Consider the following 24,521-nt stretch of genomic DNA (forward strand, 5'->3'; position numbering starts at 1 on the left):
ACCTGATATCAGATTATTTTACGCTTTATGATCTTAATTGTTGATGACAACCAGAACAATATTTATTCGTTAAAAAAATTATTGGAGTCTAAAGATTTTCCGGTAGATACGGCAAATTCTGGTGAAGAAGCTCTGGGCAAAGCACTAAAAAATAACTACGCATTGATCATTCTTGATGTTCAGATGCCGGGAATGGATGGTTTTGAAGTTGCTGAGACTTTTGCAGGATACAGCAAAACCAAAGAGATTCCGATTATTTTTTTATCAGCCGTTAATACCGACAAGAGGTTTATCACCCGAGGTTACAATTCTGGTGGAATTGATTATGTGACAAAGCCCATAGATCCTGAAATTCTGATGCTCAAAGTGAAAACTTTTTACAATCTGCAGGAAAATAATCTTGCAATGAAAAAGACACAGCAGATTTTGGAGCTTGAGGTCAGAGGAAGAAGAGAAGCGCAGGTGACGATGAAGTCTGAGATTGATCATTTTCATCTCATGCTTGAAGCGTTACCACAAATTGCATTTACTGTAAATGAAGAAGGAATTGTCAATTTTGTCAACAGAAAATGGTACGAATATTCATCTTCAGATCATGAATTTCCCGAAGCGCATTTTGATGATCAAAATATTCTTGAGGAGTTTGAAAGATGCAGAAATAAAGGGAAAGCACTGGAATTGGAAGCCAGAAATAAAAAATATTGATTCAGGAGAATTCAGATATCATCTGCTGAGAATGTCACCGATTTATCAGGACGAAAAAATAAAAAATTGGGTAGGAACTTTTACAGATATCGATGACCAGAAAAAAGTGGAAAAAGAAAAAGATGAATTTCTGAGCATTGCAAGTCATGAACTCAAAACTCCTCTTACCAGCATCAAAGCGTATATGCAATTGCTGGATCGCAAACTGAAAGCCCATAACGAAAGTACAGAAGCTGTTTTTGTAACAAAAGCACTCAGTCAAATCGAAAAATTAAATACGCTGATTACAGATCTGCTGGATGTTTCTAAAATTGATAACGGAAAACTGAAAATCAATAAAAAGCCAACAGATTTAGAAAAATTAATTAACAGCACTATTGATACTATTCTTCAAACCAACGACGATCCCAATGTAAAAATAGACCGTCATATCGGGAAGATCAATCAACTCATTCCTTTAGATGCAATTCGTATTGAGCAGGTTTTGATTAATTTTTTAACCAATGCCATCAAATATTCCCCGGAAAATAATCATGTCATCGTCACTACATTTGTAGATGAGGATGAAGTAAAAGTAAGCGTCACAGATTTCGGGATAGGGATTCCTGAAATTAAGCAGGATGCTGTTTTTCGTAAATTTTACCGTGTTGAAGAATCATCGGTACAGTTTCAGGGGATGGGAATCGGGTTGTACATCTGTTCGGAAATCATCAAGCAACACCACGGAACCATCGGTTTATCCAGCAAAACAGATGAAGGTTCTACGTTTTATTTCACATTACCTTTAAATTAATTTTATGCCGAAAAAAGTAATAAGGAATCTCCAGTTTGGAATCGGATTTTCTTTACTGGTTTTAATTGCGAGTTCGGTCGCATCATACTTAAGCATCCAAAACCAGATGGAGCATCGGGAAAGCGTTTCCAAAAGCAGACGATCAATGACCGCTGTAAAAGATGTGTTGATCGCATTGCTTGATGCAGAAACCGGTAACCGCGGTTATCAGTTAACGGGTCAGGAAAACTTTTTAGATCCGTACAAGAGAAGTATTGTAGAGTATTCTAAATCGATTGATAGAGCAAAATCTCTGGATATTACTGAACCTTCTCAGCTTGCCCGCCTGAAAGATTTAGAGCAAAACGTAAATGTCAATATCACCAATTTAAAACTTTTTGTTGAAAACAGGAGGAAAGGCATTGCAATGACTCAGGAGCAAATCTCGATGAGCAAATTCTCTATGGATAAATGCCGTAGGCTTGTTGAAGAATTTGTAAAATTTGAAGAAAACCAGCTTGAGAAAAAAAGTAAAGATCTTAATAAATCATCTAATACGACTGTTTTATTCATTATTTTTTCATCTTTGGCAGCAATGGTGGTGACCATTTTTTTCTACATTAAATTAAGAAATGATCTGATCCGAAGAGATAAGCTGGAAAAACAATTAAGAGCAAAAGATCTAGAAATTTCTAAACGTGTGAATGTTATTCAGCAGGTTGCCAACCGGGTTTCAAATGGTGATTACAGCCAAAGAGTGGTAGATGATTATGAAGGTGACTTGGGCGATTTGGTAGATTCTCTGAATCATATGACAGATTCTCTTCAGATTTCTTTTGATAAGATCAATAAAGACGACTGGCGACAGAAAGGTCTTGTATTACTCAATGATATTTTGGTAGGAAATAAATCTGTAAAACAGGTGACCACCGATTCTCTCAGTCAAATCATTGAATACGGAAACTGTGTGAATGGTGCGATTTATTTAATTGATGACAATAAGCTGAAGCTCAGCAGTTCTTTTGGTTTAGAAAGCAATATGAAACAGACCTTCGAGTTGGGAGAAGGTATGGTTGGGCAGGTTTTTGTTCAGAAAAAAGCGAAAGCATATAATGATTTAGATGAAAATGATTTTGCAGTTACTTTTGCAAGCAGTAAGTTGAAGATTAATGCAATTCTATTAGTTCCTATCATGTCAGACCGCCAAACTGTCGGTGTTCTGGAAGTGAGTTCAAATGAAAATTTTGAGCAGAACAGAATTGATTATTTTGTAGAAAGTTCAAGAAATATTGCCATTACTTTGCGTGCAGCAAAAGCTCGTGAAAAAGAACAGCGTTTGTTGGAAGAAACTCAGGCTCAGTCAGAAGAATTACAGGTTCAGCATGCTGAATTGGAAAATCTGAATACAGAACTTGAGGCACAAACTCAAAAACTGCAGGCTTCTGAAGAAGAACTGAAAGTGCAGCAGGAAGAACTCATGCAGACCAATACGGAATTGGAAGAACGTTCTAAATTATTGGAGGAAAAAAATCATTTGATTGCCGAAAGAAATATTGAAATTCAGAGAAAGGCAGAAGAATTGGCTCTCAGTACGCAGTACAAATCTGAATTTTTAGCAAATATGTCGCATGAATTGAGAACACCATTGAATTCAATCCTGCTTCTTTCACGTCTTATGGCAGAAAACCCTGACGAAAACTTAAATGAAGATCAGATTGAATCTGCAAAAGTTATTCAAAGTTCGGGAAGCAGTTTATTAACCTTGATTGATGAAATTTTAGATTTAGCTAAAATAGAATCGGGTAAAATGTCTCTTGAATATCAGAATGTTGTGATTGATGAAGTGGTGAAAGATTTAAAAAATCTAATGAACCCGTTAGTTAAAGAAAAAGGAGTCAATTTTAATATCAATATTGAAAAAGATTTGGCTAAAAGCTTTGAAACTGACCGCCTTCGTCTTGATCAGGTTTTGAGAAATCTTCTGTCAAATGCTTTGAAATTTACCAAAGAAGGAAGTGTAGAATTAAATATTAAAAAAGATCAGAAAAACAAAGACTTTATCGTATTCTCTGTGAAAGACACCGGAATTGGTATTCCGGAAGATAAGCAGAAAATTATTTTTGAAGCCTTCCAGCAAGCTGACGGATCTACGCAGCGTAAGTTTGGCGGAACAGGTTTGGGATTGTCAATCAGCCGTGAAATTGCAAAATTATTAGGAGGTTATTTAGATTTAAATAGTAAAGTTAATGAAGGAAGTGAGTTCAGTTTAATCATACCGATGAGTGAAAAACTGAAAGGATTGCAGCCAAATTCGAATGTGAATTCCGATCAGAATTTAGTTGATGTCATTGTTGAAGATCTTGAAGAGATCAAAAACATCATCGATTATGAAGACAATAATATAACATCAGCATTTAATCATCTTGAAATTCCTGATGATGTAGAAGACGACAGAGAAAGCATCTCAAAAGACGATAAAGTAATTCTAATTGTTGAAGACGATACGAATTTCGCCAAAGCATTGCTGAAATATGCCAGAATGCAAAACTACAAGGGCGTTGTTGTAGTAAGAGGAGATCAGGCTTTGTCTGCCGCTCTCCAATACAGTCCTTTGGCAATTTTATTAGATGTACAGTTACCTGTAAAAGATGGCTGGAAAGTAATGAAAGAACTAAAATCTAATCCTCAGACCAAGCCTGTTCCGGTGCACATGATGTCTTCTTTACACGTTAAAAAAGAGAGTCTGATGAAAGGTGCTATCGATTTTATCGACAAACCGGTTGCCCTGGAACAGATGAATGAAGTTTTCAGGAAAATTGAAGATGCTCTTAAAAAATCCCCGCAAAAGGTTCTTATTGTTGAAGAAAATGCCAAACATGCAAGTGCGCTGTCATATTTCCTGAGTAATTTTAATATCTCGTTATCCGTAGAAGATAATCTTGAAGACAGTGTAAGAGCCTTCAAAACGGATAAAGTAGACTGTGTTATTTTAGACATCGGACCCGACCGAAGAAATGGGTATAAAATTATTGAGTCCATTAAAACGTATGAAGGTCTGGAAAATCTCCCGATTATTATTTTCACAGAACGTAATTTGTCTACTTCAGAAGAATTGAAAATAAAGCAATATGCCGATTCTATTGTTGTGAAAACGGCTCATTCTTATCAGCGGATTTTAGATGAAGTAGGATTGTTTTTACATTTGGTTGAAGAGAAAAACAGTTCGGTGGAAACCATTATAAACAAAACTTTAGGCTCATTAACAGAAGTTTTGAGCGGTAAAAAAATTCTGATTACCGATGATGATGTTCGTAATATTTTTTCTTTAACGAAAGCTTTGGAAAAATACAAAGTTGAAGTTGTTTTGGCGATGGACGGAGTTCAGGCATTAGAACAGATAAAAATACATCCGGATATCGACGTGGTATTGATGGATATGATGATGCCCGAAATGGATGGCTACGAAACCATACAGGAAATCAGAAAAATGCCGAAGTTTAAAAGACTTCCCATTATTGCGGTAACGGCAAAATCAATGATTGGTGACCGTGACAAATGTATTCAGGCAGGAGCTTCAGATTATATCACAAAACCTGTGGATATGGATCAGCTGTTGTCTCTGCTACGTGTTTGGTTATATGAAAGTTAAATTACAGATTCTGGCATGCAAAAGAAAATTTTGATAGTAGATGATGATCTGCGTAATATATTTGCTCTGAAACTTACGTTAAAAGCCCGTGGTTTCGACATAGTGAGTTGTACTATGGCCAAAGAAGCAATTCAGATTTTAGAGAAAAATCCAGATATAGATTTGGTATTGATGGATATGATGATGCCGGAAATGGACGGCTATGAAGCGGTGAAATTGATTCGTCAGACGCCTTCCATCAAACATATTCCTGTGATTGCGGTGACTGCACAGGCAATGGAAGAAGACCGTCAGAAATGCCTTGATGCAGGAGCGCAGGATTATGTGAAAAAGCCCATTGATGTAGACCAATTATTAACTGCCATTGAAAAAATTTCATAAATGCTGGAACCGAGTATCGTAAAAGACGAGGAAATTGAATTTCTGATCAAAGATGTGTACGATCTGTACGGATATGATTTTTCTTTGTACAGCAGAGCATCTTTTAAACGCAGAATTAATCGTATTTGTATGATCGACCGTTTTACAAGTTTTGCAGAATTGCGATACACCATCATCAATGATCCAGATTATCTCAAACATTTTATTGAAGAAATTACGGTGAATGTTACAGAAATGTTCAGAGATCCTCATTTTTTCAAGAAATTGAGAGAAGAAATTTTACCTCAGTTGGGAACTTATCCTTTGATAAGGATTTGGGTTGCAGGATGTTCAACGGGTGAAGAAGCATATTCGATCGCAATTTTATTGAAAGAAGCCAATCTCTATCATAAATGTTTAATTTACGGTACAGACATCAATCCGTCGGTTCTGGAAACCGCAAGATCGGGTGTTTTTCCGATCCATCAGATGAAAATTTATTCAGAAAATTACATGCTTTCTGGCGGGAAAGAAGATTTTTCAGATTATTATACTGCAAATTATGACAGCGTAAGATTTGATAAAAGCTTGAAAGAAAAACTGATTTTATCGACTCATAATCTGGTTTCAGACAGCTCATTCAACAGTTTCCAGTTGATTATCTGCAGAAATGTTTTAATTTATTTCGAAAAAGCTTTGCAGGAGCGGGTTTTCAATCTTTTTGATGCCAGTTTAGAAAACTTAGGATATCTCGCTTTAGGTTCAAAAGAGACCTTGCGGTTTTCCAATTTAGATAAATTTTATCATCAGGTCGAGAATCAGAAAATTTGGAAAAAAGTAGATCATAATTAATTCTACAATAATGGAAGAGCAAACGGCCAGAACAGAGTTAATCGTTATCGGAGGATCAGCAGGAAGTCTGCAGGTCATTATGGATATGATTAAAAATCTCGACGAAAATATGAATTTTCCGATTTTGGTTGTTGTTCATAGAAAAGCTTATTCTACAAGTATATTGCCCACTTTGCTGCAGCAATTTACCGCAAAGAAAGTCATAGAGATAGAAGATAAAGCAGATATCCTTAAGAATACGATTTATATAGTTCCCTCAGATTATCATCTGTTGTTTGAAAATAAAAATACTGTATCGCTCGACAGCTCAGAGAAGATGAATTATTCGAGACCGTCAATTGATGTCACTTTCAAATCTGCAGCAGAAACTTTTGGCGAAAACCTGATCGGAGTTTTACTTTCGGGAGCCAATGCAGACGGAGTGGAAGGTTTAAAATATATAAAAAAAAATAAAGGAAAAGTATGGATTCAGAATCCTGAAACTGCAGAAGTAAATTATATGCCGAAGCAGGCAATGGAGAAAGTAGATTACGATCTCCTGATCGAACCGGGAAAGTTAGCAGATCTAATCAATCGGCTACATTCAATATAATAATTTAAATAAATTAACTAAAAAATATGAACAAGAAGAAAATTTTGATTTTTGATGATGATAAAGTGATTCTTGAGGTAATCAGCATCATTTTCGAAGAAGGCGGTTACGAAGTAGAGATCTCAGAAACGTCGCACGACATCATACAGAAAGTGTCACAGTTTCGTCCGGATGTCATTTTGATGGATAACTGGATTCCGAATATTGGTGGAGTAGAGGCAACCAGGCTTTTAAAAAACCATGAAGAATACAAAAATATTCCTGTAATTTATGTAACAGCCAATAATGATATTGTGGCTTTGGCCAAAAGTGCACAGGCAGACGATTATGTAGCAAAACCTTTCAATCTTGATGATTTGGAAGAGAAAGTGGCGAAATACATTAAAAATTAGTAAAGCAAAGATTTTATTGTACATCATTAAATCCTCACTCCTACAAGTGAGAATTTGTCATGAACAAAATTTCATACAATTTAAAACACCATTATCCGTTTATTGACTTTTAGATCCATTCAATTAAAGCTTATCTTTACATTTAGATTTAAAAACTATTTTCTTAATAAACATTAAAGAATGCAAGCAATCTATTCTAGAATTTTTACCACAATCGGGCTGTCGGTTTTCAGCATTACGGCTTTTGCTCAGGAACGGAAAACGATCAGCGGAACGGTCAGAGACGGAAAGAATGGCGAACTCGTAATCGGAGCAACAATAAAAGTGGTGGAAGATCCCGCAATCAATATCACAGCTAACGAATACGGTTTTTATTCACTTTCTCTTCCACCAGGAAGTTATACCATTGCTGTCGCTTACGGAGGTTACGAAAATTACAGACAGACTGTACAGCTCGACCAAAACGTAAAACTTGATCTTATTCTTAGTCAGGAAAAAGAGAAAACTACACAGATTGACGAAGTCATCGTTTCAGCAGTTAAAAAAGATAAAAACCTGACTTCAGCTCAAATGGGAACCGAAACTTTAAGCATAAAAAGCATTGAGAAGCTTCCCGTTTTGTTTGGTGAGAAAGATGTATTAAAAACCATTCAGTTGCTTCCGGGGATCAAAAGCAATGGCGAAGGCAGCAGCGGATTTAGCGTGCGTGGTGGTGCAACCGATCAGAATTTAATTTTATTAGATGAAGCTCCGGTTTACAACGCATCGCATTTATTAGGATTTTTCAGCACATTCAACAGTGATGCCTTGAAAGATGCAAGCATTATCAAAGGAAACAGTCCGGCTCAGTATGGTGGCCGACTTTCGTCGGTAATGGATGTTAAAATGAAAGACGGTAACAACAAAGATTACAACGTCAATGGAGGAATTGGTTTGATCAGCAGCCGGTTAAGCGTGGAAGGACCTATTCAGAAAGAGAAATCTTCATTCATCGTTTCTGGAAGAAGAACTTATGCCGATGTTTTTCTAAAAGCAACGGATGATTTTAAAGACAGCAAGCTTTACTTTTATGATTTAAATTTAAAAGCCAATTATCAGATTAATGAAAACAACCGTTTGTATGTTTCGGGGTATTTTGGAAGAGACGTTTTAGGTCTTGGAAATACATTTGCGACAGATTGGGGAAATACAACTGCAACCGTACGTTGGAACAGCATCATCAATAGCAAATTATTCTCCAACACTTCATTTATTTACAGCAATTACGATTATAAAGTAAGTCTTTCGAGCAACGACAATGTATTTGGATTAGACTCACAAATCCAGGATTGGAATCTGAAGCAGGATTTCACATGGTTTGCAGGGAACAAACATTCTGTCCGTTTTGGTTTACAGTCTATTTATCACACCATTACTCCGAGCAGTGCTTCGGGAACGAGTGTAAGCAGTTTTCCTAGAAATTCCAGATATTCCTGGGAAAATGCACTGTACATCAATGATGATTTTAAAGCCACAGAAAAACTGGCGGTTAATTATGGTCTAAGATTATCAATGTTCAGCGTTTTAGGCGGAGATAACTTTAATATTTATGAAAACGGAGTTTTAACAGGCAGTCAATTTTTAGAAAAAGGAAAATTAGGAAAAACCTACGTTAATCTTGAGCCACGAATTACAGCCAACTACAGAATTAATGAAGTAAGCAGTATCAAAGGAGGGTATGCTAGAAATACTCAGAATCTTCATTTATTGAGCAACAGCAGCAGCGGAAATCCTACTGACCAATGGATTGGCAGTAGCTATACCGTAAAACCTGAAATAGCGGATCAGGTCAGCGCAGGGTACAGTAGAAATTTCAACAATAATAATTATGAATTGAATGCAGAAATTTATTACAAATCAATGCAAAATCAGATTGATTTTAAAAATGGAGCAGAAATTACTTTTGATGCAGCAGCAGATGTGGAAGGAGAGTTGTTATTTGGAAAAGGCAGAGCTTACGGTTTTGAATTGATTGCAAAAAAGAAAAGCGGTAAACTGACAGGCTGGATTTCTTATACTTTATCAAAAACCGAAAGAAAAATAAACGGCATCAATGATAACAATTGGTACAACGCAAGACAGGACAAGACCCACGATTTATCAGTCGTAGCAACGTATGAGCTGAATCCAAAATGGTCTTTTTCGGGGCTTTTTGTGTACAGTACAGGAAATGCCGTAACTTTCCCAACAGGAAAATATGAGTTGCAGGATCAGACTATTTTCCAATACAGCAACAGGAATGCAGACAGAATGCCTGCTTATCACAGAATGGATCTGAGCGCAACATATGAGCCTGGTAAAAACAAACGTTTTCAGAGTTCCTGGTCATTCGGGATTTATAATCTTTATGGAAGAGAAAATGCTTACACAATTACCTTTGAAGATAATCCTGACAAACCCGGAACAACCCGTGCATTGCAGACTTCTCTCTTTAAATTTGTTCCGAATATAACCTATAATTTCAAATTTTAGTTCGATGAAATCGCCACAATCAGGAAACAAAAGCTCCCTCAAATAGGCGATAACACATGACCTTTGAAAAACAATATAAATACATATGAAAAATATATTTTTAATAATCATATCGCTGTTTCTATTCATAAGTTGCGAAAAAGAAATTGATCTCGATCTTGAAGATCGAAGCGGAAACATCGTTATTGAAGGAAATATTACAGATCAACCCGGACCGCATTTCGTGAAAATAACAAAATCTGTAGCTTTTACGGCAGCCAATTCTTATCCAATTGTAAGCAATGCCGTTGTGATATTGAGTGATAATAGCGGGCAAACCGAAACTTTAAACCATGTTGGTGGAGGTGTTTATGAAACAATAAATTTCACTACAGTTCCGGGAAGAACTTATACCTTAAAAGTTACCGCTGAAGGAAAAGAATATACAGCAAAAAGTACGATGCCTGAACCCGTTTTGCTAGAGGATCTGCAACAGGATTCATTCATGGTGGCTGGTGAATTGTCGTACACGCTTTTGCCAGTTTTTACAGATCCGGTATTTTTGGGAAACAGATACCTCTTTAGTTACCGGGTAAATAATTCGGGCAAAACATTTGAAGCATTTTCAGACAATGTCAATAACGGATTAGTAAACCAAAGACCTTTGTTACTACCTAATGATGATGAAGATGGTACCAACGAAAAAACAAAGGTAGGAGATACCATTTTTGTTGAAATGCAGTGTATTGATACCAATGTTTACACCTATTTTACGTCTCTACTGGAAATTATAGACGGTGGAGGTCCCGGTGGAGGAATAACTCCTTCTAACCCGCCAAGCAATATCAGCAACGGAGCTTTAGGATATTTTTCTGCACATACCATCAGCAGAAGAAGCCATGTAATTCAATAAACTTGATAACAACTTAAAATTTAATCCGACAGATATTATTTTTGTCGGATTTTTATTTATTCTTAATTTATTTCGATTATAAATTGCGGTTGTTTTATCTTTATTCAAATACAGTTAATAACTTTTGCATAAAGTTTTCATTATATTTGATATAATTGAATAAGTTATTCAATTAGTATTTCAAATTAAATCATTCCCCCTTTTCAAAAAAAATATCAGATATGTCTGAAACAAATCAAAGCAGGAGATCCTTTCTGAAAAGTACGGCAATTGTAGCAATATTTGCTTCTATTCCTACCTCTGTAAAAGCTTTTTATCAGGATGTAAAAGACTTTATTCTTCCGAAAAAAAGTGTTTTGCCCATAAAAATTTCTGTCAATAAAAAAATATATGACATTAAAACAGACAGCCGTTCAACACTTCTGGATGTTCTGCGTGAAAACCTCAATCTTACCGGAACAAAAAAAGGCTGTGATCACGGGCAATGTGGTGCCTGTACCGTTCATATTGATGGTGAAAGAGCATTAAGTTGCCTTACTTTGGCAGCAATGGTTCCCGGAAAAGAAGTGACTACCATTGAAGGTTTGTCATCTGGTGATCAGCTTCATCCTATGCAGAAAGCGTTTATTGATTGTGACGGATTTCAATGTGGTTATTGTACTCCCGGACAGATCATGTCTGCAGTGGCTTGTGTAAAAGAAGGTCATACCAATTCTGTGGAAGAAATTAAAGAATTCATGAGCGGAAATCTCTGTCGTTGTGGTGCATACAACGGAATTGTTGAATCTATACAAAAAGTTGCAGCGTTATGAAACCATTTACATTCGAAAAAGCAAAAACTTCTGCTGAAGCTTTAAAATTAAAAATTTCAAACAGAGATTTTGTAGCAGGCGGAACAAATATCGTTGATCTTCTCAAAAAAAACATAGCACAACCGGACGGAATGGTTGATGTTTCCGGTGCATTGTCTACCGAAATTAAGTTGTCTGAAAAGTCGGTTAATATTGGTGCGATGGTTCGAAATACTAATCTGACTACAAATTCTGATTTGCTGAAAAACTATCCGCTGATTTCCAAAACTGTTCTTGCAGGAGCATCTCCTCAAATCAGAAACATGGCAAGCACCGCCGGAAATTTGTTGCAGAGAACCAGATGTCCATATTTTTATGACGTCACCACACCCTGCAATAAAAGAAAAAAAGGAAGTGGGTGCAGTGCATTGAAAGGTGACAATAAAATGAGTGCAATCGTAGGTTACAGCGACCAGTGCGTTGCCGTACATCCTTCAGATTTATGTATTTCTTTGAGTGCGTTGGATGCTAATGTTCATGCGCTTGATTCTAAAAACGAAAAGCTTGTAATTCCATTCAAAGACTTCCACAAATTGCCGGAAAATACACCATGGTTAGACAATAACTTACCACAAAATGCCGTCATTACTCATATTGAAGTTCCTAAAAATGAATTCCATAAAAAATATGCTTATGTGAAATTGCGTGAAAGAACTTCGTACGCTTTTGCGATGATTTCTGTAGCATCAGCTCTGGAAATGGATGGGAATACGATTAAATCAGCAAGATTAGCTTCAGGCGGAGTCGCTCACAAACCATGGAGATGGTACGAAGCAGAAGAATATCTAAAAGGTAAAAATGCATCTGAAGACGTATTTAAAAAAGCCTCAGAAATCGCCGCTGAAAAAGTAAAACCCTTGGCTCACAACGGTTATAAAGTTCCGATGCTGAAAGGAGCTATCGAACTGGCTTTACAAAATGCTTCCAATTTATAAACAGTTTTATTTATAACAATTTTAAAAATTAAAAACATGGGATTTTTTGACGATGAAACTGATTTTGTAATTCCTGCCGAAGGTAGGGTTGAAGCAATTGCAAAGGTAAAAGGACAGGGGAAATATGCTGCCGAATACAAAGTAGACAATCTTTGTTATGGAGTTTTGGTGACGAGTGATGTCGCATCAGGAACAATCAAGTCTATCAATACAGATCTTGCAAAACAAGCAGATGGTTTAATAGATATTATTTCACACTTAAAGAAACCTTCAGTTCCGGGATTTGCGGATGAAGCTAAAATAAAAGAATCAAAATTCGGATTGCCCGTTTTTCATACGGATAAAATATTTTTTAAAGGACAGCCGATTGCTGTGGTTATTGCTGAAACCCTTGAGGAAGCCACTTATGCTGCATCTTTGGTTAAAGTGGAATATACAATTTCACCTTTTGAAGTTGATTTTAATACGGCTAAAAATAGAGTTGAATTAAAATCTGCCGGAAAAGAAAGAGGCGATGAAAAAAGCTGGAGCAACTCGCCATTTTCAGTGGATCAACAATACAATATCGCTGCGGAAGTTCACAATCCGATGGAAATGCACGCAACAATAGCAGATTGGTATGCAGAAGATAAATTAAGATTACACGATAAAAATCAGGGAGTAAACAGCGTGCAAAAAACTTTTGCAGGTTTATTCGGAATTCCTGTTGACAATATTCAGGTCATCAGCGAATTTGTTGGGGGTGGTTTCGGTTCCGGCCTAAAAGTCTGGCCTCATGCTTTAGCTGCGGTTATGGCGGCAAAACAGGTGAAAAGACCCGTCAAATTAATGTTGACCCGTCCACAAATGTTTCATTCTGTGGGTTACAGACCTGCGTCTTGGCAGAGAATAAAATTAGGTGCCAATCAGGATGGTAAGATTACAGGAGTTTTGCATCAGGCAAAAAACGGCTGCGCAATGTATGATCAGTTCAGCGATGGAATCACGAGAGTTACCCGCTTAATCTATCAGTTTGACAATCTCAAAACTGAAAATGCAGTGGTTCCTTTAAATCTCAGTGCACCAACCTGGATGCGTGGTCCAGGCGATTGTACGGGCGATTTTGCAGTAGAAAGTGCTTTGGATGAGCTAAGTTATCAGTTGAAAATGGATCCTGTAGAATTGAGATATAAAAATTTAGCTTTAGAAAAAAATCCGGAAACAGGTTTGCCCTGGTCAACTAATTTTCTGAAAGAAGCCATCGAAAAAGGGGCTAAAATGATCAGTTGGAATTTACGAAAACCCACAACAGGAGTAACAACAGAAGGAGACTGGAAGATAGGTTACGGAATGGCTGTAGGAATGTGGAATGCGGGGCGAAATAAAGCCGGAGCAGGAATCAAAATGACCAAAGATGGAAATATAGTTCTGCAAACTGCAATGACCGATATCGGAACCGGGACAGGAACCGGAATGATGAACATCATGCATGAAACTTCCGGTATTTCTAAAAATAAAATAAAAATCGAATTAGGGAATTCTGATTTGCCACCTGCAGGAAGTCAGGGCGGTAGTACAGGATTATCTTCCATCAGTGGAGCAGTAGTTGCAGTAAGCGATGCTCTAAAATTAAAGTTGGCAGAATATGCTTCAGATTTTAATAAAAAGTTTAAAGATGCAATTGTAAAAGACATCATCCTTTCAGATTCCGGCGTTTCATTTCAGAAAGAAGGTGAGAATTTTGTTTCGTATCAGGATATTTTCACAAAAAATAATATCAATGTAATTGAAGTTGAAGCAACTTCCGGTCCGGGAGATGAAAAAAATAAATTTTCTTTTTGTTCATCAGCTGCACATTTCTGTAAAGTAAAAGTAAATACAAAAACCGGAAAAGTAGTCGTAGATAAAATGGTTGTCGTTGTAGACGGTGGCAAAATAATTAACGAAAAACCTGCTGCCAACCAAATTTCAGGAGCCGCTGTAGGTGGAATAGGGATGGCTCTGATGGAAAAAATATCTCTCGATGAAAAACTGGGAAGCCTAGTCGCCAATGATCTGGCTGGTTACCATTTTCCGGTAAACGCAGATGCACCAATCATAGAAGTTGCGTTTATCAACAAACCGGATTTAAACCTGAATCCTAGCGGTGCAAAAGGTCTGGGTGAAGTAGGAATTATAGGTGCTGCACCAGCAATCGCAAATGCAATCTATAATGCAACGGGTAAACGTTTCAGGAATTTACCGATAACTCCGGATCAGTTTTTTTAATTTAAACTCAATTAATTTTTTTTGCCTTTAAATTATTTAAAGGCATTTTTGTTTAAAAATTATTTCGGAAGCACAGGTGGTTTCGGTCTTATTACAGGTGTACTCAGAGTTCCGAGAAATGCTTCAAGCTGCATAATCTCCTCTTTTGTCAATTCTAAAAGTTTCAGCATATCAGATTTTTCAGAATGTAATGAGATATTTTCATGTACAGTGGAACGATGTTTTGATGATTCCGGATTTCCTTTGCTGTAAAATTCGATTACTTCAGTTAAAGTATTGAATGAACCATCGTGCATCCAGGGTCCGGTTTTGGTAACTTCTCTTAATGTTGGAACTCTGAACTTTCCAACATCTGTCTGTTTTTTAGTGATCAGATATTGTCCTAAATCTTCCTCGTCTGAACCTAATAAAGAAGTTCCGTCATTTTCAAAAAGATTGTTAGAAAAATATCCTGAATTGTGACAGTTCATACACTGTGCTTTTGTCCGGAAAAGGTGAAGACCCATCACTTCATCATTGGTTAAAGCATCTCTTTCTCCGTCTATAAACCGATCAAATCTGCTTGGCGGACTTATCACTGTTCGTTCAAAAGTAGCAATGGCTTTCGAAATACGGTCTTTGGTGATTTTTTTGTCGCCGAATGCTTTTTCAAAAAGAATTTCATATCTTTTTATCTTTACAATTTTGTCTGTGGCAATATCAATATGCTCATACATCTCTCTCATGTCTTCAATAGGCATTTTCGCCTGATCTTCAAGTGATTTTGCGCGTCCGTCCCAGAAAAGAGAGCTAGCATAAGCGACATTCATAATCGTCATTGCGTTTCGGGAACCTAATTGTCTGTCGTGACCGAAAGAAAATCTTCTGTTATCCGTCCATCCCAATTCTGGATCATGACAAGATGCACAGGCGATTTGGTTAGAGCTAGAAAGCCTCGGATCATAAAAGAGAACCCTTCCCAACAGAGCTTTGTCTTCAGAATAAAGATTGTCTTTAGGAAACTCAACTTGTGGTAAATGACCAATTTCTGAAAATGAAGATACGGAAGCATCAATTACTGGTTTTGGCCATTTTGTTGTGTCCCCGGAAGAATAAGCAAATCTTAGCTGATCAATAAAAGATTGCTTTTCTTTGATGTCTTTGTGAGTATTGTTTTGCAGACAGTTATTAAGCAATGTGATGGCTAAAAATGCTACCAAAACCCAACTTACTGCGTTCTTCATTTCGTCTTTTAATTTTAACAAAAATAATCATTCTTCATTATTTAATTCTAAATTTTTTTGAAAGAAATTTATTTTGAAAAATTGGTTACGGAAACTACTATTTCATTGATTTTAAAGCCCAGGCTACAAGAATGGGTTGCATAAATAGTCTTGCAAATCTCTTGCTGTCAGTGTTTAAGCCAAAGGCATCTCTTCTGTTTTTATATTGAGAAATATTTCCCGGGAAAACAGCAGTAAAAAATGCAGCTGTAAATTTACCTAAACCTGAACGGTACTTTTCAGGAGTTGCAATAATACCAATACCGAGAGAAATTTCTGCAATACCTGAATATATCACCGTATCATCTTTTTCCAAAGGAACAAAATCAGGAACCTGAGCTTGAAATTCTTTTCTCGCAAAAGAGAGATGTGCAATTCCTGCAGTGATAAGCATAGTACCAAGTGCGAGTCGTGAGATATTTTGAAGATTCATAATAATATTTTGAGGTAATGACTCAAAAGTCAGACCAGTTTTTTTATGAGTAATCATAAAAAACCAATTGATAAGGATTAAAAAAGCTTTAATTTAAACTTCTATTATTCTGATAATGTGATCGGAATCATATTTTTCTCAATTAGATATCATTAACTTAGCATCAACCATCAAATCTAAATCTTATGGAACGAATAAAATTTTTTGTAGACGATATGCCGTTTCGAAATTCTAAAAAATCTGTTAATGAAAATGCAGTCAACTTTAATGAGATCAAAAATTTTTTGTCTGAAGTTGATAATAAAAGCTTTGATCAGATAAAATTGCGACTGAAACCCAATCTGAATAAAATTGTAATTGATATTGCAACAGGAATACGTTATCCTGCATTTGATGATTTTATGACTAAAATCAAACAAAGCAAATACGGAAATTATTTTGATATAAAATAATAAAGATTTTTAGAAAAAGGCCCCAAAAGCCCCCCTTAAACTCAAATATTGGCAAATCCAATTAAAAACCTTCGAATTTGTATAGTCAGATTCGAAGGTTTTTTATGTGTAAATCTGTATGTGGCTTACTATTTGAAATCTTAGTTTTAAATTACTGTTTATGAATCTCTCCGTATTATTAAGCCTGGATTTGAAAGAATTTTTGATGGGTACCGAAGAATGGATTTTTCTTCCAGAAATTGTTTTGCGAACAGTCATCATGTTTTTTACAATCGTATTCGGACTTCGTGTTTTAGGTAAAAGAGGGGTTAAGCAATTATCGATTTTTGAATTGGTGGTGATTATCGGTTTAGGTTCTGCAGCAGGTGATCCTATGTTTTATAAAGATGTGGGCATTGCTTCATCTCTTGCAGTTTTTACAGTGATCATTTTGTTTTATAGTCTGTTAACATATTGTATCGGAAGATTCAAAAAAATCGAAATTCTGTTAGAAGGAAAACCAATCTGCCTGATAAAGGATGGTGTATTTTTAACTGAGAATTTTAAAAAAGAAAATTTGGGAAGTGATGAGTTTTTTTCAGAATTAAGATTAAAAGGAGTCTCTCATCTTGGGCAGATAGAAACGGCAATTGAAGAAATCTCCGGCGATATAAGTGTTTTTTTTCTTGCTGATCAGGAAGTGCGTTTCGGATTATCAATTATGCCAAATTCTCTAGATCATCATATAAATTATATTAATGATGCAGGGTACTATTCTTGTACTTTCTGTGGGTATACTGAAAATAAAGAAACAGGCTCAGCCGGAAAATGTAAAAACTGTGGCAGAGAAAACTGGATACCTGCGATAAATAAGAAAAGAATAAATTAGATAAAATAAAAAATCTCTAACCGAAGTTAGAGATTTTTCTTGAAAGATATATAAAATTTGATTGTGGTTCTAAGCTACTGCTTCTTTATTGAACAAGTTTTTCATAGAAACACATGTTTCTTTTCCGAATAGTGAAGAAAAGATATTTTGAAATTCATGGATATATTTACATTTGATTGTATTTCCATAAATTTTCAGTCCTTCAACAATCTTTTTTGAACTTAAATCAATATCATACTTGATAAACGATTCTGGTCTTTCGTATCGTATTCTGTGATCAGAGCTGTATGTTTTTGCAAAACCAAATTTTTCAAGCCAATCTTCATTGATGGTAATAGGCTGAATAGAATCTGCTGGTACAGCCAAACATTGATAGTCATTTTCAATCTTTACAGAATATTCGTTGCTTTCATTCTGAAAAATTTCTGTAATAGTGAAAATCTGGCCTCTATAATCTACCAGATTTTTAATTTTTAAATCTGTAACGTTCATAATATTTGTGGTATAAGTGAGTTGACTTAAATAGTTGCAAATACTATGCCTCGCATTAATTATGTGGTATGTAAATAAATGTAATTTGAATACGTTTTCAGATTTTTGTCAATTTGTGGTGAAATTACTCTTCATTCTCAATAATTTCCTTCTTTTTAAACTTCTTAAAAAAAAATAAATTCCAAAGAATCATTTCGTAGCCGTATATTGTATCTTCAATCGGGATGGTAAAAATACGGATGCCGATAATTTTTTCAGGATTATAATTGACGATCGGTGAGTCTAATCCGCTTCCGGTGAGAATTCCGTTGACTGCAAGAAATCCGGGCATCAAAATCAGGTAAATAAGGGAAGCTTTCCCGAGCCAATTTATTTTTAAAATAAAATAAAGTACGAAAAGGCTGATTGCCGTGCTGAAAAATGTGACGAAAGGATAAATTTTCTGTCTAAAATAAACGGCAAGAAATAATAAAACAATAATGAATATTATAACGAAAATTCGCTCAAAATTGACATTCCAGTCGAGTTTGAAAAACTTGTCTAAACAAAAATAGGTAAACACACATGAAAACGGAATACAGATAAAAAACATGAGTTCTTCTATCGGCAATCCGAAAAGTCTGCTGCCAATCAAATATCTGTCATTAAACCACCAGACTCCCATTTTTGTAAACCACACATCCCAAACAATAAAAACTACAGCAACCAAAACAGAAGCCATCATAAATGCTTTAAAATGTTTATGAAATTTTATTTTCGGATGAAATGAAAACAAAAAACAGATAATTACCGTGAAAAAGTTGATTGCAAGATATGTGTAATGCCACATCATTATTTTTTATTTTTATTAAAATACATCTTAAAATATTTCACAGGAACCCAAAGAAATCCGAAACATTCTCCCATTTCTTTCCCAGTGTGCTTATGATGCTGCTTATGAGCACGTCTTATTGCTAACAGATACGGGTTTTGCGTGTCTCTTAAAAACTTAAAACGCTGGTGTATAAAAATATCGTGAACAAAGAAATAGGCCATTCCGTATAAGGTAATCCCGACGGCAATGTAAAAATAAAAATTAAAATTATTCACCGTTCCATAGTACATCAATGCAATAGTTGGAATTGCGAAAATTGCGAAAAAATAATCGTTTCTCTCTAGTTCACCTTCGTTGCTATGGTCATGATGATCACGGTGAAGACTCCATAAAAAGCCATGCATGACATATTTGTGTACCATCCAGGTTATACCTTCCATGATAAAAAATGTAGCAAATACTATTAAAAAATTCATTGTTAATCTTTTTTAGAATTAAACATTTTTTCCAGAATATTAAAACGATAACTGAAAATATGTTCTAATTTATTTTTTACAAAAACGCTGTGTGCAATTTCTCCTAAAAATCCCATAGGAAGTTCGTAATCTACCGTGTCTCTTATCAAAACTCCTTTTTCATTGGGTATAAATTCATGAAAATGATTCCAAAGTTTGTAAGGACCTTTCTTTTGGTAATCTGTGAAACTACGGTTACCGTTTACCTGAGTGATTTCTGTCTGCCAATCCATCTTAATTCCTAAAAGTGGTGAAACATAATAATCAATGATCATTCCCTCGTAGATTTCATCGTTTTCCAATTGAGTCCGAACGACAAAGTTCATATCTTTCGGAGTGATCTTTGAAAGATTATTGGCTGAAGAAAAGAATTTCCAGGCAGTTTCTATATCACAGTTGAGTTGTTGTTCACGTTTAAGTTGGTGTACCATTATATTTTTTTAAAATAAATTTTTGAATTTTATAAAAGAGAAATTTTGTACTGTACATAGCAGCTCATCATCAGTGAAAATTTTCTCCCGTTAGAAATTCTTATTCTTTGGTTGATAATTTTTTTAGCCGGTGTTCTTTTAATTTTTCTGAACAGTGAAATGTAATATCTGTAAGCCAGATAAACTCCAAATCTCGATGAATTGGGTAAATTTTTAATCCCTTCCAGCGCTTCTTTGAATTCCTGCTGAATATCATTTTCTATATGAGACTTCACAATATTGTCAAAATAAGTAATATCAACATCCGGAAAATAAGTACGTCCCAAGACCTGATAATCATCTTTCAGGTCACGCAGAAAATTCACTTTTTGAAAGGCCGAACCGAGTTTCATCGCAGAAGGTTTCAGAATTTCATATTGCTGTTTATCTCCATCTACAAAAATATGAAGACACATTAATCCTACAACTTCTGCCGATCCCAAAATATATTCTTTATACAAATCTGAATTGTAATCGATTTTCTGAAGATCCATTTCCATGCTTTTCAGGAATTGATTAATCAATTGTACGTCGATTTCATATCTGTGAATGGTCTCCTGAAAACACTGTAAAATAGGATTTAATGATATTTTTTCTTCTAATGCCTGATTTGTTTGTTCTTTGAAGCGTGCAAGAAGAGTAGCACGATCATAATCATGAAAGCTGTCTACAATTTCGTCGGCCAAGCGTACATATCCGTAGATAGCATAGATTGAATCTCTTATTTTCGGTGATAAAGCCAAAATTCCCAATGAAAAACTTGTGCTGTACTGTTTGGTGGTCTGTTTACTGATTTTGTAAGATAAATCGTCAAATAGTTTTTTCATAGTAATCTTAGTTTATTTAGTTGCTTCGATAGCGGCAATTTTTCCTGAAATAATGGATGGCGGAACGCCTGGTCCGGGAACCGTAAGCTGTCCTGTATAGAATAAATTGCTGACTTTTTTATTTCTCAATGATGGTTTTAAAACTGCAGTCTGTGATAAGGTATTTGCCAAACCGTACGCATTTCCTTCATAGGCATTATAATCTTCTTTAAAATCTTTAATGCAATAACTTTTTTTGTAGTCTAATTTAGATAATATATTAGAAGTATTGGTATGCTTTTCAAGTCTGAGAATCATTTCGTTAAAATAATTTTCTCTTACTTCCTCACTGTCTTCCAATCCTGTCGCAACCGGCATGAGCAAAAACACATTCTCACAATTTTCAGGCGCAACGTTAGGATCGGTTTTGGATGGGCAACATACATAAAAAAGTGGTTTTGTAGGCCATTTTTTATCGTCGTAAATTTCATTTGTATGAAGATCCAGATCGTTTTCAAAGAAAAGAGTATGATGCTTTAGATTTGGGATTTTTTCTTTAAATCCTAAGTAATAGATAAGACATGATGGTGCAAAAATTCTTTTTTTCCAGTAATCTTCCGTGTAATTTCTATATTCTTTTGGAAGTAAACTGTTTTCTGTGTGGTGATAATCTGATGACGCAATCACCGTGTCGAATTCAATTTCAGAATCATTGACAGAAACAGAAGTTGCTTTATGATCAGTAATTTTTATGGAATCAATGTTTGAGTTTAAGTGAAACTGTACACCTTGTTGTTGAGCAACATTTACCATCGCATCAATAATTTTTGAGAAACCTCCCATCGGATACCATGTTCCCAACTTGTATCCTCCGTAATTCATTAGACTGTATAACGCAGGAATGTCTTTCGGAGCTGCTCCCAAAAAAATCACCGGAAACTCCATCAGCATTATGAGTTTTGGATCTTTGAAGTATTTTCTGACAAATTTGTGAAAGTTAGAAAGCAAATCTAATTTCAGCGCACTTTTTGCAATTTTCGGAGAAACAAATTCAAACCAGGAATTGCATGGTTTGTTGACAAAATCTTTCATACCGACTTCATATTTGTATTGCGCATCATTCATGAACTCATCTAGTTTTTGTCCGGCACCTTTTTCGGTTTTTTCAAAAAGGCTTTTCATCTCGTTGTAATCATGTGGGATCTGCATTGTCCCATCTGAAAAAACCATTTCAAATTGTGGATTCAAAGGAATCAACTCAAAGAAATCTGAACTTTTTTTATTAAAATCATTAAAGAAATTTTCAATAATATCCGGCATCCAATACCAACTCGGCCCCATATCAAAAACATAACCGTTATCGGTAGTAAATTTTCTGGCTCTTCCGCCTAAACTGCTGTTTTTTTCGAATATGTGCACTTCATGACCCTTCTGTGCAGAGTAAGCCGCTGCAGATAAACCTGAAAATCCTGATCCTATAATTGCTATTTTTTTCATATTCGTTTTAATCAAATGAAAATTCTTTATAAACCGTGTCTATAAGATTTTTGCTGTCAATATTTTGGGTGTAAATGGGATGATGAAATTGTTCTAATTTATTAAGAATACGGATCAAATCCATTTTTTCTGTATGATTGAGATTACCGGAAACGATCTGTGTAGCCTGACGAATCTTTTTCATCTGATTGTCTAATACAGACAATCCTTTTTCTGTGATGTGAATTAATTTCATTCTTTTATCTTCAGGTGAGTCATTTTGCTCAATCCATTCTTGTTTCATCAATCTTGAAATGATAAGATTACCGACAGATTTATCATGGATGTTTTTTCTGATTAAATCGATTTTTGACATCGTTCCGAAAGTCTTTAGATTAATCAGATAAATAAAATCTTCCTGTGTAGAAAAATCAGAATCTAAAATTGCAGATTTTGAATACATTTTTGCATATCGGTTTAGATGAACAAATAGGGTACTAATTGCACTTTCAACAGTTCTGCCATTTTCTTTACCTTCCCAGTCTGGCTCATCCTTTACCATCGGGTTTTTGTCAATTTCCTGATCAATAACCCAATTCTTGAATCCATCGATAGTTTTCGGATAAGTTAGCGTTTTATTAGAAGAATTAAACTCTTCTACTAAAGCAATAGTATCTTTTATTAAGTCAAAATCCATCTTTAAAATTTAGTGCATAAATATACAAATTAATAATTAAATTAGTATATTTGTGAATTAGTTATTATCAAAAATAATTCCAAAATATTTTTATTTGAAAAATGATTTCTAAAATGTATGAAACAAATTAGACAGATCTAATTCTTAAAATTTATGATTAGAATTATTATGATGATTAAATATTTATTAGTTTATAACAAATAATTAAAATATTGATGGATTGATTTAATATAATTGAGTTATAATCGAACAATTTGGAAGAATAAATTTTTATTGGTAAAAATAATTTTAAATTATTTTGATAATTAAACTCATTATGTTGTGTGGTAATCATCAGTAAATGAAATGCTTAAGTGGTTTTTTAAATAAAGTAATGATTTAATATAAAAAATTAAAAACATATCAGTTGAATTGCTAACTTTAATTGGTATAATTTTAGTGTCTGAAAAAAAATAATTTTAAGTTATCCAGTGATTTATACGTTTATTTGTATTCACTTTTGAAATTAAATCATTGGATATAATTTATGATAACTGTTTTTCAATAACTGTTTATTATTGTATCATTTTCATCATAAAGCTTTTTATTTTATTAATTAAGCGTTTAAGTTTAGCCAAATCCAAATCAATATTAATATCGTACTTATTATTAGTCTTTTCAAAAATACGGGAAATCTTTTGAGCCTTCCTTCTGATTTTTGAAATGGATAATTTTTAATCTGTAATAAATGCTGATTTTAGAAAATTTTCTAAGTCTCATTTTTTTTAAAAATAACAAATAATTGACTGCTAATTGCAATATTAAATAATAGACGATGCCTAGAAAAGTTGTACAAGGCCCGATTAGGGATAAGGAAAAAACCAAACAAAAACTGCTGAATGCAGTGGGTAAAATTTTGAAAACCAAAGGGTATTCAGGATTAATGGTAAGTAAGATCGCAGCCGTTGCCGGTTTCGACAAAAAATTAATTTATGAATACTTCGGAAGCACTGATAAGCTTATAGATGAGTATATCAGATCCCAAGATTACTGGAGCAGAGTAGATGAAAAAGAGATGAAAGTTGATGTTTCCGACGGTGGAAAAGAAATGTCTAAAATGGCATTGCTTAATCAGTATGAAAGCCTGAGAAAAAACAAAGAACTTCAGAAAATTATAGTTTGGGAGCTTTCAGAAAACAGGGCGGTTCTTAAAAAACTCTTCGAACAGCGTGAAGAAGTAGGAGAGGGCTTATTTACAAATATTACAGATCCCCATTTTGGTGACAAGTCTGAAGAATACAGAGCAATCACAGCTTTGCTCGTTGCAGGTATTTACCATCTTAATTTGTATACTGCATACAACGGAACGACTTTCTGCGGAATAGATACAAAGTCTGAAGACGGAAGAAAGAAAATTGAAAAAGCCATTGTAGATATTATCGATTTCGCATATCAGAAAAAATAATTATTTTCTTATAATCCAGCTTTATATCAGCCAT

General features: G+C 34.9%; 24 protein-coding genes. 15 read left to right on the forward strand and 9 right to left on the reverse strand.

Annotated features, from left to right (window positions below; all coding sequences use genetic code 11):
* The first annotated feature begins 27 nt into the window (after positions 1-27).
* The 12 genes from ACZZ9T_RS11295 to ACZZ9T_RS11350 all read left to right on the forward strand — a co-directional run bounded on the left by ACZZ9T_RS11295 (position 28) and on the right by ACZZ9T_RS11350 (position 14,758).
* Positions 28-705 carry a response regulator gene (locus ACZZ9T_RS11295; protein ID WP_463442172.1) on the forward strand — a complete coding sequence of 226 codons (678 nt, stop codon included), beginning with the start codon at positions 28-30 and terminating at the stop codon, positions 703-705.
* Positions 644-1,498, forward strand: coding sequence for a sensor histidine kinase (locus ACZZ9T_RS11300; protein WP_463442173.1), 855 nt, complete (start codon positions 644-646; stop codon positions 1,496-1,498). Before ACZZ9T_RS11295 ends, ACZZ9T_RS11300 begins: the two co-directional genes overlap by 62 nt.
* A 4-nt stretch (positions 1,499-1,502) precedes the next feature.
* Positions 1,503-5,126 carry a response regulator gene (locus tag ACZZ9T_RS11305; RefSeq protein ID WP_463442174.1) on the forward strand — a complete coding sequence of 1,208 codons (3,624 nt, stop codon included), beginning with the start codon at positions 1,503-1,505 and terminating at the stop codon, positions 5,124-5,126.
* 15 nt (positions 5,127-5,141) lie between these two features.
* Positions 5,142-5,507: a response regulator gene (locus tag ACZZ9T_RS11310; RefSeq protein ID WP_463442175.1), complete on the forward strand. Its 366-nt coding sequence runs from the start codon at positions 5,142-5,144 to the stop codon at positions 5,505-5,507.
* Positions 5,508-6,338, forward strand: a complete 831-nt coding sequence (locus ACZZ9T_RS11315; RefSeq protein WP_463442176.1) for a CheR family methyltransferase — start codon at positions 5,508-5,510, stop codon at positions 6,336-6,338.
* Positions 6,339-6,348: 10 nt separating this feature from the next.
* Positions 6,349-6,930, forward strand: coding sequence for a chemotaxis protein CheB (locus ACZZ9T_RS11320; protein ID WP_463432185.1), 582 nt, complete (start codon positions 6,349-6,351; stop codon positions 6,928-6,930).
* Between the two features lie 26 nt (positions 6,931-6,956).
* The gene (locus ACZZ9T_RS11325) at positions 6,957-7,322 is read left to right on the forward strand and encodes a response regulator (RefSeq protein ID WP_463442177.1); all 366 of its coding nucleotides are present in this window, start codon (positions 6,957-6,959) and stop codon (positions 7,320-7,322) included.
* 180 nt (positions 7,323-7,502) lie between these two features.
* Positions 7,503-9,833 carry a TonB-dependent receptor gene (locus tag ACZZ9T_RS11330; RefSeq protein ID WP_463442178.1) on the forward strand — a complete coding sequence of 777 codons (2,331 nt, stop codon included), beginning with the start codon at positions 7,503-7,505 and terminating at the stop codon, positions 9,831-9,833.
* Between the two features lie 85 nt (positions 9,834-9,918).
* On the forward strand, positions 9,919-10,725 hold the full coding sequence (locus ACZZ9T_RS11335; protein WP_463442179.1) for a DUF4249 domain-containing protein: 807 nt from the start codon (positions 9,919-9,921) through the stop codon (positions 10,723-10,725).
* Positions 10,726-10,946: 221 nt separating this feature from the next.
* Positions 10,947-11,537, forward strand: a complete 591-nt coding sequence (locus tag ACZZ9T_RS11340) for a (2Fe-2S)-binding protein (protein ID WP_463432191.1) — start codon at positions 10,947-10,949, stop codon at positions 11,535-11,537.
* Positions 11,534-12,511, forward strand: a complete 978-nt coding sequence (locus tag ACZZ9T_RS11345) for an FAD binding domain-containing protein (protein WP_463442180.1) — start codon at positions 11,534-11,536, stop codon at positions 12,509-12,511. The genes ACZZ9T_RS11340 and ACZZ9T_RS11345 overlap by 4 nt, the downstream gene beginning before the upstream one ends.
* A gap of 36 nt (positions 12,512-12,547) precedes the next feature.
* Positions 12,548-14,758, forward strand: coding sequence for a xanthine dehydrogenase family protein molybdopterin-binding subunit (locus ACZZ9T_RS11350; protein ID WP_463442181.1), 2,211 nt, complete (start codon positions 12,548-12,550; stop codon positions 14,756-14,758).
* A 59-nt stretch (positions 14,759-14,817) separates the two neighbouring features.
* Here the strand turns inward: ACZZ9T_RS11350 and ACZZ9T_RS11355 are convergent, their stop codons facing one another.
* Entirely contained in the window at positions 14,818-15,981 is a 1,164-nt protein-coding gene (locus tag ACZZ9T_RS11355) for a cytochrome-c peroxidase (protein WP_463442182.1), read from the reverse strand.
* Between the two features lie 97 nt (positions 15,982-16,078).
* Complete coding sequence (locus tag ACZZ9T_RS11360; protein WP_463442183.1) at positions 16,079-16,453, reverse strand: DoxX family protein; 375 nt, start codon at positions 16,451-16,453, stop codon at positions 16,079-16,081.
* A gap of 185 nt (positions 16,454-16,638) precedes the next feature.
* On the opposite strand from ACZZ9T_RS11360, the gene ACZZ9T_RS11365 reads away from it, so the two are divergent.
* Positions 16,639-16,905, forward strand: coding sequence for a hypothetical protein (locus ACZZ9T_RS11365; RefSeq protein ID WP_463432200.1), 267 nt, complete (start codon positions 16,639-16,641; stop codon positions 16,903-16,905).
* Between the two features lie 160 nt (positions 16,906-17,065).
* The gene (locus ACZZ9T_RS11370) at positions 17,066-17,773 is read left to right on the forward strand and encodes a DUF421 domain-containing protein (protein ID WP_463442184.1); all 708 of its coding nucleotides are present in this window, start codon (positions 17,066-17,068) and stop codon (positions 17,771-17,773) included.
* 69 nt (positions 17,774-17,842) lie between these two features.
* Here the strand turns inward: ACZZ9T_RS11370 and ACZZ9T_RS11375 are convergent, their stop codons facing one another.
* From ACZZ9T_RS11375 to ACZZ9T_RS11405, 7 genes are all read right to left on the reverse strand, one after another.
* Entirely contained in the window at positions 17,843-18,265 is a 423-nt protein-coding gene (locus tag ACZZ9T_RS11375) for a hypothetical protein (protein ID WP_463442185.1), read from the reverse strand.
* Between the two features lie 124 nt (positions 18,266-18,389).
* Positions 18,390-19,097: a lycopene cyclase domain-containing protein gene (locus ACZZ9T_RS11380; protein WP_463442186.1), complete on the reverse strand. Its 708-nt coding sequence runs from the start codon at positions 19,095-19,097 to the stop codon at positions 18,390-18,392.
* Entirely contained in the window at positions 19,097-19,555 is a 459-nt protein-coding gene (locus tag ACZZ9T_RS11385; protein ID WP_463442187.1) for a sterol desaturase family protein, read from the reverse strand. Before ACZZ9T_RS11385 ends, ACZZ9T_RS11380 begins: the two co-directional genes overlap by 1 nt.
* 2 nt (positions 19,556-19,557) lie before the next feature.
* Positions 19,558-20,025 (reverse strand): SRPBCC family protein, encoded by a 468-nt coding sequence (locus ACZZ9T_RS11390; protein WP_463442188.1) that lies wholly within the window; start codon positions 20,023-20,025, stop codon positions 19,558-19,560.
* A 29-nt stretch (positions 20,026-20,054) separates the two neighbouring features.
* Positions 20,055-20,891, reverse strand: coding sequence for a phytoene/squalene synthase family protein (locus ACZZ9T_RS11395; RefSeq protein WP_463432212.1), 837 nt, complete (start codon positions 20,889-20,891; stop codon positions 20,055-20,057).
* A 12-nt stretch (positions 20,892-20,903) separates the two neighbouring features.
* On the reverse strand, positions 20,904-22,367 hold the full coding sequence (locus ACZZ9T_RS11400; RefSeq protein ID WP_463442189.1) for a phytoene desaturase family protein: 1,464 nt from the start codon (positions 22,365-22,367) through the stop codon (positions 20,904-20,906).
* 7 nt (positions 22,368-22,374) lie between these two features.
* Positions 22,375-23,043, reverse strand: coding sequence for a MarR family winged helix-turn-helix transcriptional regulator (locus ACZZ9T_RS11405; protein ID WP_463442190.1), 669 nt, complete (start codon positions 23,041-23,043; stop codon positions 22,375-22,377).
* 814 nt (positions 23,044-23,857) lie between these two features.
* On the opposite strand from ACZZ9T_RS11405, the gene ACZZ9T_RS11410 reads away from it, so the two are divergent.
* Positions 23,858-24,487 (forward strand): TetR/AcrR family transcriptional regulator, encoded by a 630-nt coding sequence (locus ACZZ9T_RS11410; RefSeq protein ID WP_463442191.1) that lies wholly within the window; start codon positions 23,858-23,860, stop codon positions 24,485-24,487.
* The last annotated feature ends 34 nt before the right edge of the window (positions 24,488-24,521 follow it).

The sequence above is a fragment of the Chryseobacterium sp. AC417 genome, assembly GCF_979258215.1.

Excerpts from the sequence above, each read along its gene's own strand:
- ACZZ9T_RS11405 (WP_463442190.1), bottom strand. The coding sequence starts at position 23,043 with ATGGATTTTGACTTAATAAAAGATACTATTGCTTTAGTAGAAGAGTTT.
- ACZZ9T_RS11340 (WP_463432191.1), top strand. The coding sequence starts at position 10,947 with ATGTCTGAAACAAATCAAAGCAGGAGATCCTTTCTGAAAAGTACGGCA.
- ACZZ9T_RS11395 (WP_463432212.1), bottom strand. The coding sequence starts at position 20,891 with ATGAAAAAACTATTTGACGATTTATCTTACAAAATCAGTAAACAGACC.
- ACZZ9T_RS11370 (WP_463442184.1), top strand. The coding sequence starts at position 17,066 with ATGAATCTCTCCGTATTATTAAGCCTGGATTTGAAAGAATTTTTGATG.
- ACZZ9T_RS11400 (WP_463442189.1), bottom strand. The coding sequence starts at position 22,367 with ATGAAAAAAATAGCAATTATAGGATCAGGATTTTCAGGTTTATCTGCA.
- ACZZ9T_RS11345 (WP_463442180.1), top strand. The coding sequence starts at position 11,534 with ATGAAACCATTTACATTCGAAAAAGCAAAAACTTCTGCTGAAGCTTTA.
- ACZZ9T_RS11315 (WP_463442176.1), top strand. The coding sequence starts at position 5,508 with ATGCTGGAACCGAGTATCGTAAAAGACGAGGAAATTGAATTTCTGATC.
- ACZZ9T_RS11350 (WP_463442181.1), top strand. The coding sequence starts at position 12,548 with ATGGGATTTTTTGACGATGAAACTGATTTTGTAATTCCTGCCGAAGGT.
- ACZZ9T_RS11380 (WP_463442186.1), bottom strand. The coding sequence starts at position 19,097 with ATGATGTGGCATTACACATATCTTGCAATCAACTTTTTCACGGTAATT.
- ACZZ9T_RS11375 (WP_463442185.1), bottom strand. The coding sequence starts at position 18,265 with ATGAACGTTACAGATTTAAAAATTAAAAATCTGGTAGATTATAGAGGC.
- ACZZ9T_RS11390 (WP_463442188.1), bottom strand. The coding sequence starts at position 20,025 with ATGGTACACCAACTTAAACGTGAACAACAACTCAACTGTGATATAGAA.
- ACZZ9T_RS11355 (WP_463442182.1), bottom strand. The coding sequence starts at position 15,981 with ATGAAGAACGCAGTAAGTTGGGTTTTGGTAGCATTTTTAGCCATCACA.
- ACZZ9T_RS11410 (WP_463442191.1), top strand. The coding sequence starts at position 23,858 with ATGCCTAGAAAAGTTGTACAAGGCCCGATTAGGGATAAGGAAAAAACC.
- ACZZ9T_RS11320 (WP_463432185.1), top strand. The coding sequence starts at position 6,349 with ATGGAAGAGCAAACGGCCAGAACAGAGTTAATCGTTATCGGAGGATCA.
- ACZZ9T_RS11330 (WP_463442178.1), top strand. The coding sequence starts at position 7,503 with ATGCAAGCAATCTATTCTAGAATTTTTACCACAATCGGGCTGTCGGTT.
- ACZZ9T_RS11335 (WP_463442179.1), top strand. The coding sequence starts at position 9,919 with ATGAAAAATATATTTTTAATAATCATATCGCTGTTTCTATTCATAAGT.
- ACZZ9T_RS11310 (WP_463442175.1), top strand. The coding sequence starts at position 5,142 with ATGCAAAAGAAAATTTTGATAGTAGATGATGATCTGCGTAATATATTT.
- ACZZ9T_RS11365 (WP_463432200.1), top strand. The coding sequence starts at position 16,639 with ATGGAACGAATAAAATTTTTTGTAGACGATATGCCGTTTCGAAATTCT.
- ACZZ9T_RS11385 (WP_463442187.1), bottom strand. The coding sequence starts at position 19,555 with ATGAATTTTTTAATAGTATTTGCTACATTTTTTATCATGGAAGGTATA.
- ACZZ9T_RS11360 (WP_463442183.1), bottom strand. The coding sequence starts at position 16,453 with ATGAATCTTCAAAATATCTCACGACTCGCACTTGGTACTATGCTTATC.
- ACZZ9T_RS11295 (WP_463442172.1), top strand. The coding sequence starts at position 28 with ATGATCTTAATTGTTGATGACAACCAGAACAATATTTATTCGTTAAAA.
- ACZZ9T_RS11325 (WP_463442177.1), top strand. The coding sequence starts at position 6,957 with ATGAACAAGAAGAAAATTTTGATTTTTGATGATGATAAAGTGATTCTT.
- ACZZ9T_RS11305 (WP_463442174.1), top strand. The coding sequence starts at position 1,503 with ATGCCGAAAAAAGTAATAAGGAATCTCCAGTTTGGAATCGGATTTTCT.